The sequence below is a fragment of the Kribbella capetownensis genome, assembly GCF_004331485.1.
Taxonomy (GTDB): domain Bacteria; phylum Actinomycetota; class Actinomycetes; order Propionibacteriales; family Kribbellaceae; genus Kribbella; species Kribbella capetownensis.
Map to the genome: position 1 here is coordinate 701151 of NZ_SJKD01000002.1, position 9729 is coordinate 710879.

The 9729-nt window shown below is 68.2% G+C and carries 11 protein-coding genes, 1 tRNA gene and 1 pseudogene; 6 read left to right on the top strand and 7 right to left on the bottom strand.

All coding sequences use genetic code 11. The annotated features are described in order from the left end of the window. Nucleotides 1–31: 31 nt before the first annotated feature. From E0H75_RS13685 to aceE, 5 genes are all read right to left on the bottom strand, one after another. On the bottom strand, nt 32–1129 hold the full coding sequence (locus tag E0H75_RS13685) for a flavin-containing monooxygenase (protein ID WP_131513860.1): 1098 nt from the start codon (nt 1127–1129) through the stop codon (nt 32–34). Beyond that, nucleotides 1126–1446 carry a hypothetical protein gene (locus E0H75_RS13690; protein WP_131513861.1) on the bottom strand — a complete coding sequence of 107 codons (321 nt, stop codon included), beginning with the start codon at nt 1444–1446 and terminating at the stop codon, nt 1126–1128. The genes E0H75_RS13685 and E0H75_RS13690 overlap by 4 nt, the downstream gene beginning before the upstream one ends. A gap of 91 nt (nt 1447–1537) precedes the next feature. Next, nucleotides 1538–2047: a GNAT family N-acetyltransferase gene (locus E0H75_RS13695; RefSeq protein ID WP_131513862.1), complete on the bottom strand. Its 510-nt coding sequence runs from the start codon at nt 2045–2047 to the stop codon at nt 1538–1540. A 13-nt stretch (nt 2048–2060) separates the two neighbouring features. Beyond that, nucleotides 2061–2582 (bottom strand): GNAT family N-acetyltransferase, encoded by a 522-nt coding sequence (locus E0H75_RS13700; RefSeq protein ID WP_131513863.1) that lies wholly within the window; start codon nt 2580–2582, stop codon nt 2061–2063. A gap of 68 nt (nt 2583–2650) precedes the next feature. Then, complete coding sequence (gene aceE, locus E0H75_RS13705; RefSeq protein ID WP_238163021.1) at nt 2651–5380, bottom strand: pyruvate dehydrogenase (acetyl-transferring), homodimeric type; 2730 nt, start codon at nt 5378–5380, stop codon at nt 2651–2653. 296 nt (nt 5381–5676) lie between these two features. On the opposite strand from aceE, the gene E0H75_RS13710 reads away from it, so the two are divergent. The 3 genes from E0H75_RS13710 (at nt 5677) to E0H75_RS13720 (ending at nt 6708) form a co-directional block, all read left to right on the top strand. After that, nucleotides 5677–6135 carry a DUF3052 domain-containing protein gene (locus E0H75_RS13710; protein ID WP_131513865.1) on the top strand — a complete coding sequence of 153 codons (459 nt, stop codon included), beginning with the start codon at nt 5677–5679 and terminating at the stop codon, nt 6133–6135. Between the two features lie 7 nt (nt 6136–6142). Next, on the top strand, nt 6143–6610 hold the full coding sequence (locus E0H75_RS13715; protein WP_131513866.1) for a peroxiredoxin: 468 nt from the start codon (nt 6143–6145) through the stop codon (nt 6608–6610). A gap of 26 nt (nt 6611–6636) precedes the next feature. Then, nucleotides 6637–6708 (top strand) — tRNA-Val (locus E0H75_RS13720). 27 nt (nt 6709–6735) lie between these two features. On the opposite strand, the pseudogene E0H75_RS45005 reads toward E0H75_RS13720, so the two are convergent. Together E0H75_RS45005 and E0H75_RS13730 are read right to left on the bottom strand one after the other, a co-directional pair. Next, nucleotides 6736–6942 (bottom strand): annotated as a pseudogene (locus E0H75_RS45005) (winged helix-turn-helix transcriptional regulator); the annotation flags it as partial. An 18-nt stretch (nt 6943–6960) separates the two neighbouring features. After that, entirely contained in the window at nt 6961–7713 is a 753-nt protein-coding gene (locus E0H75_RS13730) for an SDR family oxidoreductase (RefSeq protein ID WP_131513867.1), read from the bottom strand. A 136-nt stretch (nt 7714–7849) separates the two neighbouring features. On the opposite strand from E0H75_RS13730, the gene E0H75_RS13735 reads away from it, so the two are divergent. The 3 genes from E0H75_RS13735 to E0H75_RS13745 all read left to right on the top strand — a co-directional run bounded on the left by E0H75_RS13735 (nt 7850) and on the right by E0H75_RS13745 (nt 9516). Next, a complete protein-coding gene (locus E0H75_RS13735) occupies nt 7850–8302 on the top strand; it encodes a MarR family winged helix-turn-helix transcriptional regulator (protein ID WP_131513868.1) in 453 nt (150 codons plus the stop codon). A gap of 85 nt (nt 8303–8387) precedes the next feature. After that, nucleotides 8388–8537: an Ltp family lipoprotein gene (locus E0H75_RS13740; protein WP_131514112.1), complete on the top strand. Its 150-nt coding sequence runs from the start codon at nt 8388–8390 to the stop codon at nt 8535–8537. Between the two features lie 202 nt (nt 8538–8739). Further along, the gene (locus E0H75_RS13745; protein ID WP_131513869.1) at nt 8740–9516 is read left to right on the top strand and encodes a collagen-like triple helix repeat-containing protein; all 777 of its coding nucleotides are present in this window, start codon (nt 8740–8742) and stop codon (nt 9514–9516) included. Nucleotides 9517–9729: the final 213 nt, after the last annotated feature.

Below are 9729 nucleotides of genomic sequence, written 5' to 3' on the forward strand. Positions count from 1 at the left end.
AGTCCCCTCCCCGCGAGGATGACCCCTCCGATCACGCCGGGGCAAGACTCCGGTTCGTGCCGGCTCGCGCCGCGATCCGTTTGGCCAGGTACGCCGCGTCCCGCCCGACGCCCGGCAGGGTCATGGACGCGAAAGCGTACTGGAAGCACAGGCCGCAGAAGAACAGGCCGGGAGCCTCCGCGGCGACCCCGCGCAGTTCCCGGGGCCAGCCGTCGGCACCGATCACGGCTCCGTCGATCCAGTCGAACACCTGCCGGAAGCCGGTGCACCAGATCACGTTCGTCACGCCCAGCACCCGGCCGTCGCCCAGTACCGGCAGCCCGGCCTCGACACCGGTGACCTTCTCGTGGACCCGCTCCACCCCTCGCGCGAGCAGGTCCGCCCGCTTGACGCGGATCATCGGGCCACCGTGCAAGCGCCCGTGCTGCATGATTGCGTCGGAGTTCGGCAGCCGGCGGGTGACCAGGTGCCGACCGACGAACAGGAAGACCGGCCAGAACAGCCGCTCACCCGGTTGGCCCGGCTTGACCGGGAGTTGACCGGGGTCGCGTCCGACCAGCACGGTCCGGTGTGTCTGCGCGACCTCGTAGGCGATGTCGGTGCCCGAGTGTGATCCGCCGACCACCAGGACGGGTCCCGGCTTCAGCTGGCCCGGCCGGCGGTACTCGCTCGAGTGCAGTTGCCGGATCGCCGGATCCAGGTCGACGGCGAAGTCCGGCAGGCTCGGCGTACGGCCGAAGGTGCCGGTCGCGACGACGACGTTGTCGGCCACGATCCGCTCGTCGCCGATGACCACGGTCCAGCGGCCGTCGTGGCGCTCGAGCCGGTCCACGCGGACGCCGCTGCGGATCGGCAACGAGAAGTGTCCGGCGTACGACTCGAGGTAGTCGGCCACCTCGTCCTTGCCCGGATAGTGCCAGGGCTCGCCCGGGAACGGCAGTCCGGGCAGGCCGTCGTACTTGGTCGGCGTGTAGAGCCGCAGGGTGTCCCACTGCGCCCGCCACTGGTCGCCGACCCGGGCGTTGCCGTCCAGGATGACGAAGGACCGGCCGAGTTTCTGCAGGTGGTACCCGGTCGCGAGGCCGGCCTGGCCGGCGCCGATGACGACTGTTTCGATCGAGCTGTTCATGCGAGGCTCCGCTCGTTGTCCAACGACGCTGTCGGGACGACGCCGCGCCGAAGCGGGCGGAAGCGCAGCCACCACAGCAGCATCAGCGCGGACGTCACGACGTAGAAGCCGTGCAGGGCCCAGATCGGCCCGGCCGGCAGGTGCACCACGTAGATGCTGTGGACGGCGTTGCCGACGTTGGCCAGGACGAGGTTCGCCGGGCTGTACGACTCGAGGTCGCGGGTCCGGAGCGCCTTCACCACCATCGGCAGGACGCTCGACGCGAAGAGGATGGTGGACACCGTCCCCGCGAGAAGAGCAACGCTTGCGCCAGTCATGTCACCGACGGTAGGGATCGCGCCTCGTCCACCGCGTCGGACGGAATACGCAACTCTCGCAACGACTGACGTACGACGTTTGTCGTACGGGTCAGAGCTTGAACCAGTACCGGCGGGTCGGGCCCAGCCAGGTCTCGCGGATGTCTTCCAGTACGCCGCCGTTGCGCTCGATCGTCCGCGCCGACGCCAGGTTGTCCTCGTCGCAGGTGACCAGAACCCGCCCCATCCCACGCACCCGCGCGACATCGAGCACCTGGGCGAGTGCCCACGAGGCCAGGCCGCGACCCCGGGCCGACGGCCGGACGCCGTACCCGATGTGACCGCCACCCTCAAGCAGCTTCTCGGTCAGTTCGTGCACCAGGGTGATCGCGCCGAGGTAGGTGCCGTCCTCAACGATCCACCAGGTGGTCGCGGGAAGCCGGTTCGGCCCGGCCTCGGCGGAGTGCCGCAGCCGTTCGAGCCAGGCGGCGAATCCCTCGGTCGTGGTCACGTCGTCGTCATCCCACAGCCCGGATCCCTCCTGATACGCGGTGCCCCACTCCCGGGACGACTCCAGCCAGGAGGCGCGCAGATCGACGGTCGGCTCGATCAGTTCAGGCATGGTCCGAGGGTAGTCAGAGCTTGATCCAGTAGCGGCGGGCGAGGCCGAGCCAGGTCTCGCGGATGTCTTCCAACTCCCCGCCGTTGCGCTCGATCGACTTCGCCGACGCGGTGTTGTCCTCGTCGCAGGTGACCAGCACCTTGTCCATCCCGCGCGCCCGGGCCACCTCGAGCACCTGACCGAGCGCCCACGCGGCCAGACCACGACCGCGGGCCGACGGCCGGACGCCGTACCCGATGTGCCCGCCGGCCTCGAGCAGCTTGGCGTTCAGCGCGTGCCGGAGCGAGATCGCGCCGAGGTAGTTGCCGTCCTCAACGATCCACAGGTACGTCGCGTGCACCCGGTCGGGCGGCAGCTCACGGGAGTCGTCGCTCTGCTGCCGCAGCCGCTCGACCCACTCGGCGAAACCCTCGACCGTGGTCAGATCGCCGGCCTCCCACACCCCGGCGCCGTCCTGGGACGCGGTGCCCCACTCGCGGGACGACTCCAGCCAGGAGTCACGGAGCTCGACGGTCGGCTCGATCAGTTCAGGCATGGATCCGAGGGTAGGACAAATGCGAACCGCCCCTCCCGTGAATTACGGGAGGGGCGGTTCGGCAGACGTCAGGCGCCGGCGCCCTCCTGCTTCACGCCGGCGACCGCGGTCGGGTCGTCGATCCGGTACTTGCGGGCCGCCTCGGCCGCGACCTCCGGCTTCACGTCGCCACGCTTGGCCAGGATCTCCAGTGCGGCCACGACGATCGACTCGGCGTCCACCTGGAAGTGGCGCCGGGCCGCTGCCCGGGTGTCGGCCAGACCCCAGCCGTCGGTGCCGAGCGAGGTGTAGTCGTTCGGGACCCAGCGGGAGATCTGGTCCTGCACCGCGCGCATGTAGTCGCTGACCGCGACCACCGGACCCTTGGTGTCCTTCAGCTGCTCGGTGATGAACGGCACCCGCTCCGGCTCCTCCGGGTGAAGCAGGTTGTGCTCCTCGGCGGCGACGGCGTCCCGGCGCAGTTCGTTCCACGACGTCACCGACCAGATGTCGGCGGCCACGGAGTACTGCTCGGCCAGGATGTCCTGGGCCTTGCGCACCCACGGCAGCGCGACACCGGACGCGAGCAGCTGCACCCGCGGTACGTCGTCACCCTCGGCCGTCTCGTACTCGTGGAAGCGGTACATGCCCTTCAGCAGTGCCGCGACGTCGAGGTTCTCCGGCTCGGCCGGCTGGGGGACCGGCTCGTTGTAGACGGTGAGGTAGTAGAAGACGTCCTCGCCGAACGGCTTGTTCTTGTCCAGGCCGTAGCCGTACATCCGGCGCAGCCCGTCCTTGACGATGTGCGCGACCTCGTAGGCGAAGCCCGGGTCGTAGTGCACCGCCGCCGGGTTGGTCGAGGCCAGCAGCGGCGAGTGGCCGTCCGCGTGCTGCAGTCCCTCACCGGTCAGCGTCGTACGCCCGGCGGTCGCGCCGATCAGGAAGCCCCGGCCGAGCTGGTCGCCGAAGGCCCACTGGAAGTCGCCGGTCCGCTGGAACCCGAACATCGAGTAGAAGATGTAGAACGGGATCATCGGTTCGCCGTGCGTCGCGTACGCCGTACCGGCCGCGATCACCGAGCCCATCGCGCCGGCCTCGCTGATGCCCTCGTGCAGCAGCTGGCCCTGCTCGGACTCCTTCCACGACAGCAGCAGTGCGCGGTCGACGGCCTCGTAGTTCTGCCCGTGCGGGTTGTAGATCTTGGCCGTCGGGAACATCGAGTCCATGCCGAACGTGCGGTACTCGTCCGGGGCGATCGGGACGATCCGGTGCCCGATCTCCGGATCCTTCATCAGGTCCCGGAACAGCCGGACCAGCGCCATCGTGGTGGCGATCGGCGCGTTGTTGCCCTTGCTGAGCGGCTTGTAGACGTCGTCGGCCGGCAGCTTCAGCGAGGTCTTCGGAGCGACCCGCCGCTGCGGCAGCGAACCGCCGAGCTGCTTGCGCCGCTCCATCATGTACTGGTACTCCGCCGAGTCGGTGCCGGGGTGGAAGTACGGCGGGTTGTACGCGTCCTCGAGGTCCTTGTCCTCGATCGGCAGGTAGAGCCGGTCGCGGAAGGCCTTCAGGTCGTCCGAGGTCAGCTTCTTCATCTGGTGGGTCGCATTGCGGCCCTCCAGCGCCTCGATCGTCCAGCCCTTGATGGTCTGCGCGAGGATCACCGTCGGCTGCCCGACGTGCTCGGTCGCGCTCTTGAACGCGGCGTACACCTTGCGGTAGTCGTGGCCACCGCGCGGCAGCTTGCGCAGATCGTCGTCGGACAGCTTGCTGACCATCTGCTGGAGTCGCTGGTCGCCGCCGAAGAAGTTGTTCCGGATGTACTCACCGGACTCGACCGAGTAGGTCTGGAACTGGCCGTCCGGCGTGGTGTTCATCTTGTTCACCAGCGCGCCGTCGTGGTCCTGCGCCAGCAGCGCGTCCCACTCGCGGCCCCAGATCACCTTGATCACGTTCCAGCCGGCGCCGCGGAAGAACGCCTCCAGCTCCTGGATGACCTTGCCGTTGCCGCGGACCGGTCCGTCCAGCTGCTGCAGGTTGCAGTTGATCACGAAGGTGAGGTTGTCCAGCTCCTCGCGGGCGGCCAGGCCGATCGCGCCGAGCGACTCCGGCTCACCCATCTCGCCGTCACCGAGGAAGGTCCAGACGTGCTGCTGGCTGGTGTCCTTGATGCCGCGGTGGTGCAGGTACCGGTTGAAGCGGGCCTGGTAGATCGAGTTCAGCGCGGCCAGCCCCATCGAGACGGTCGGGAACTCCCAGAAGTCCGGCATCAACCGAGGGTGCGGGTACGACGACAGTCCGTTGTGCGGACCGCGGGAGACCTCCTGGCGGAAGCCGTCCAGCTGGTCGGTGCTCAACCGGCCCTCGAGGAAGGCGCGCGCGTACATCCCGGGGGAGGCGTGCCCCTGGATGAAGATCTGGTCACCGCCGCCGGGGTGGTCCTTGCCGCGGAAGAAGTGGTTGAAACCGACCTCGTACAGGCTGGCCGCGGACTGGTAGGTGGCGATGTGGCCGCCGACCTCGAGGCCCTTGCGGTTGGCCTTGCTCACCATCACCGCGGCGTTCCAGCGGATGAAGGCCCGGATCCGGCGCTCGATGTGCTCGTCGCCGGGGAACCACGGCTCCCGCTCGGGCGGGATCGAGTTGATGTAGTCGGTGCTCCGCAGGGCGGGCACCCCCACCTGTCGCTCCCGGGCCCGCTCGATCAGCTTGAGCATGAGGTAGCGTGCTCGCGCCTTGCCCCGTTCGTCCAGGACCGCGTCGAGCGATTCGACCCACTCGCGTGTCTCGTCGGGGTCGATGTCGGGGAGCTGGGTGGGCATCCCCTCGGTGATGATGGCTGGTGGTTCGTGTCCGGAAGCCACGGTGTCCTGCCGTTCTCTCTGGTTGTCTTCACCGCAATCCTGTCACCTGTTCGGAATGCGTTCTACTTCGCCTTCCACAGGGGCCTGATTCCGGTCGTGCACGCGTGATCTGAGCGGACACGGACTGTACCCGCCACGCGGATACCGGACACGTCACGGAACCCTCGTGCATACTTGCGCGACGCGGTACGTCACGATGGACTATCGCTACTGACGCCTACCCCCGGGCAAGCGGGGACCACGGAGGAGGACACGTGAGCGCGACCGCGGACCACGCGGACGGAAACGGCAATGGTGTGCCGACCGGCATTCCTAGCACCGCGTCCCGGCTCGGCCTGGAGGCCGGCTGGGTCGTGCAGGAGATCGGGTACGACGAGGACTGCGACGACGAGTTCCGTGATGCGATCAAAGCGATCACCGGCGAGGAGTTCGTCGACGAGGACACCGACGAGGTCGTGGACGTCGTACTGCTCTGGTTCCGCGAGGAGGACGGCGACCTGGTCGACGCGTTCTTCGACATCCTCACCGACCTGAAGGCCGGCGGGGTCGTGTGGCTGCTGACCCCGAAGGTCGGCCGGGACGGGTACGTCGAGACCAGTGACATCGCCGAGGCGGCTCCGGTCGCCGGGCTGTCCACCACCAGCACCCTGAGCGTGACCGACGACTGGTCGGCCACCAAGCTCGTGGTGCCGAAATCCGGCCGTCGGGGATGACGCGACGGTGACCCCTGCCGTCGGCAGCCGGGCACCGGACTTCACAGCCCGCAACCAGCACGGCGAACAGGTCCGGCTGAGCGAGTACGCCGGCCGCAGCGACGTCGTACTGGTCTTCTATCCGTACGCCTTCAGTGGGGTCTGCACGAGCGAGTTGGCCGCGCTGCGTGACCGGCCGGACCTGCTGGCGGCGGCGGAGTTCCTGGCGATCTCGTGCGACCCGATGTTCGCCCTGCGGGCCTACGCCGACGCGCACAAGCTCGAGTTCGGTCTGCTCACCGACTTCTGGCCACACGGCGCGATCGCCTCGTCGTACGGCGTCTTCGATCCCGAGCGCGGATGTGCTCTGCGCGGCACGTTCGTGGTCGACCGGGCCGGTGCCGTCCGCTGGTCGGTGGTGAACTCGATCCCGGAGGCCCGCAACCTCGACGACTACGCCCGGGCGCTGGCAACTCTGGGACACGACCTCGGGTAGACTGCGCCGGTCGTTTGATCCACACCGGGCGGATAGCTCAGCGGTAGAGCGCTTCCCTTACAAGGAAGATGTCGGGGGTTCGATCCCCTCTTCGCCCACACCAGTCCCAGCGCGCCGTACACAGTGCGGTGGACGATTCCTTCGTCTTCGAGAGTTCGCAGCGTGCGGGTCGGCATGCGGCGGCTGATGCTCTCGATCGCCCGGTCGAGTTCGTTGACGCCGTATCCGCGCTCGGCGAGGAGCGGATGACCACCGGGCTCCACTTGTCCTCGACACGCCGCAGCACGACCGTGACCGGGCAACTCGCCAGCTGCCGGGTCGTGACGGTCCACGGGCTCCCGATCGCCGGGTCAGAGCAAGGCGCCGCCGGTGGCGTCGATGGTCTGGCCGGTCACCCAGCCCGCGTCGTCGGAGGCCAGGAACGCGACCACGCCGGCGACATCGTCGGGTACCCCGACCCGCGCCAGCGGAGAGCGCGCCGCGGTGGCCGCCCGTGCCGCTTCGTCCGAGCGCAGCCACGAGGCGTTGAGGTCGGTGTCGATCGCGCCCGGATTGACCGCGTTGACCGTGACGGCCCGCGACCCGAGGTCCTTGGCGAGGGTCGTGGTGAACACGTCGATCGCCGCCTTGGTCATCGCGTACGCGATCAGGCCCGGATCGGTGTGGCCCAGGGTGTAGCTGGTGGAGATGTTGACGATGCGGCCACCGTCGCGCAGCCGGGAGAGCCCGAGCTGCGCCACGAAGAACGGAGCTCTGGTATTCACCGCGAAGAGCCGATCGAAGCTCTCCGGTGTCGTGTCGGCGATTCCGCCCAGCTCTGCGATACCGGCGTTGTTGACCAGGATGTCCAACCCGTCGGCATGCGCGTCGAACGCCGACCACAACGCCTCGGCGTCGCCTGGGACACCCAGCCCTGACCTGACGGTGAAGGCCGAGCCACCCGCAGCCTCGATCGCACCGGCGGTCCGCTTGGCGGCCTCCTCATCGGTGTTGTAATGCACCCCGACGCAGGCCCCGTCGCGCCCCAACCGCTCGGCGATCGCCCTCCCGATGCCTCGGCTGCCCCCGGTGACCAGAGCGGTCTTGCCTGCCAATGTGCCCACGAACTCGCGTCCTTCCCGTGCCTCGACGGCGATGGCTGAACCAGCAAGCCAGAACCATATAGATCAAGCTAGAAACATTCAAACTTAGAGCAAGTCTGTATGGTTGTCGCTTGATCGAACCGCGTACGATGCGTCCATGGCCACAGGGCGAAGCGATGCTGTTCGGGAGCTGTGCGGGCTGGTCAGCGAGCTGGCCCAGCGCATCAGCGACCATGTCGGCACCTGCGCCTCCACGCTCGAGCTGACCGAGGCGCAGGCGGTCGCCCTCAGGGAGCTGACCGGGCCGATGACGTCGCGCGAGCTGGCGCGGCGCATGTCCTGCGAGCCGTCCAACGTCACGTACGTCGTCGACCGGCTGGCCCGGCTCGGTCTGGTCGAACGTCAGCCCGACCCGCACGACCGGCGCGCCAAGCAACTCGTGCTCACCGAATGTGGCGCCAAGGTCCGCGACGACCTGCTGGCAACGCTCGTCGTCGACTCGCCCCTCGAGGGACTCAGCGCCGCCGAACAGCGCCAACTCCACGACCTCCTGCTCCGCGCCATCAAGGAGTCCCCGAACCCCAAGACCCGTACGCGGCCTCGGGGCTGAGGCGTCTCCGGTGATCGGACACTTCGCCGATGCGGCGTATCCGCAGGCAGCGAGGGTCGTTGTCCTGGGTGGCACGCAGCCTTCGATGACCGCGGGCCAGGAGCAGGCGATCGGCGCTGCCGAGTCTTACCTGGAGTTCACTGCGTTCAGCCTGATCCACCAGCTCGAGTCGAGCGCCGGCGAAGGCTTCACCCACGCGCAGGCTGTCTACGGAGTGACCAAAGCCGGCCTGTGATCGAGAAGGGCCGGCAGACGGTGGACATCGAGTGGTGCCGGGCTTCCTGGCCTATGAAGCCGCAATACAAGGAAGATTTCGGCGGCTCGATCCCACTTCGCCCACCTAAATCTTTAGGCTCCGTTATCTTACGGATTCCGCTCCAGACCAGTAACGTGCACAGGATCCCGAGGGGGGCTCGGGGACAACTGGAGGGGAATCCATGTCTCAGCACGCGCAGAACAGCCGTGTCCGGAAACTCGTGCAGAACCGCCATGTACGCCGTTACGCCGCGCCCGCGGTGCTCACGGCCGCATTGGTCGGGGTCGCCGTCATTCCGTCGGCCACCGCCGCGTCGACCGTGCCGGCCAACAGCGTCGGCTCGGCCCAGATCATCAACGGCGGCGTCTGGGGTGGCGACATCCACGACAACACGATCGCGGAGTCGAAACTCGGATGGGACCTGCGACAGAAGATCGCGAAGAACGGAACCAAGGGGGACAAGGGTGACCCCGGTGCGCCCGGCCCCAAGGGTGACACCGGTGCGAAGGGTGACCCGGGTGACCCGGCGACCGACGTACTCGGCAAGGAAGGTGTCTCGGACACCCTCGGCCCGAAGGTGATCGCGAACATCGGTGGCTCGTTCAAGACGCAGAAGACGAAGGTCGGCGAGATCACGCTGGCGCCGGGCAAGTGGCTGCTGAACGCGTCCGCGTTCTTCGCGCGCACGGAGGCCGGCGTCGCCGGCACCCGGCCGCAGCTGGCGCTGCGCGTGGGCGCTTCGGACACGGCGTTCGGAGACGACTTCGGCACGATCCTCGGCGCCGAGATCTCGCCGGCGAAGGACCGTGAGCTGACCGGCTCGACCGTGAAGGTCGTGAAGGTGTCCGAGGCGACGAAGGTCGAGGTCTTCGGGTTCGGCTACAACGACGACGGCAGCTCCGCCGGTGGCGGTCAGATCACCGTGACTGCGGACGTCGTCGCGGTTCGCATCGGCTGAGGTTTTTCGCTCAGCGAACGTTCCACCAGGTCGTCCCCGGTCCGCTCGGCGGGCCGGGGACGAGGTGTCTCCGGTGATCGGACACTCTGCCGATCCGGCGTATCCGCAGGCAGCGAGGGTCGTTGTCCAGGGTGCCGGCGGTCGGCGGGATTTCTTAACTCATCGATCGCCGGAACGGACTCCTCCAGGGCCGGTCTCGACTGGTAGGGTTCA

Excerpts from the sequence above, each read along its gene's own strand:
- E0H75_RS13685 (WP_131513860.1), bottom strand. The coding sequence starts at position 1,129 with ATGAACAGCTCGATCGAAACAGTCGTCATCGGCGCCGGCCAGGCCGGC.
- E0H75_RS13690 (WP_131513861.1), bottom strand. The coding sequence starts at position 1,446 with ATGACTGGCGCAAGCGTTGCTCTTCTCGCGGGGACGGTGTCCACCATC.
- E0H75_RS13695 (WP_131513862.1), bottom strand. The coding sequence starts at position 2,047 with ATGCCTGAACTGATCGAGCCGACCGTCGATCTGCGCGCCTCCTGGCTG.
- E0H75_RS13700 (WP_131513863.1), bottom strand. The coding sequence starts at position 2,582 with ATGCCTGAACTGATCGAGCCGACCGTCGAGCTCCGTGACTCCTGGCTG.
- aceE (WP_238163021.1), bottom strand. The coding sequence starts at position 5,380 with ATGCCCACCCAGCTCCCCGACATCGACCCCGACGAGACACGCGAGTGG.
- E0H75_RS13735 (WP_131513868.1), top strand. The coding sequence starts at position 7,850 with ATGGCCACAGGGCGAAGCGATGCTGTTCGGGAGCTGTGCGGGCTGGTC.
- E0H75_RS13740 (WP_131514112.1), top strand. The coding sequence starts at position 8,388 with ATGACCGCGGGCCAGGAGCAGGCGATCGGCGCTGCCGAGTCTTACCTG.
- E0H75_RS13745 (WP_131513869.1), top strand. The coding sequence starts at position 8,740 with ATGTCTCAGCACGCGCAGAACAGCCGTGTCCGGAAACTCGTGCAGAAC.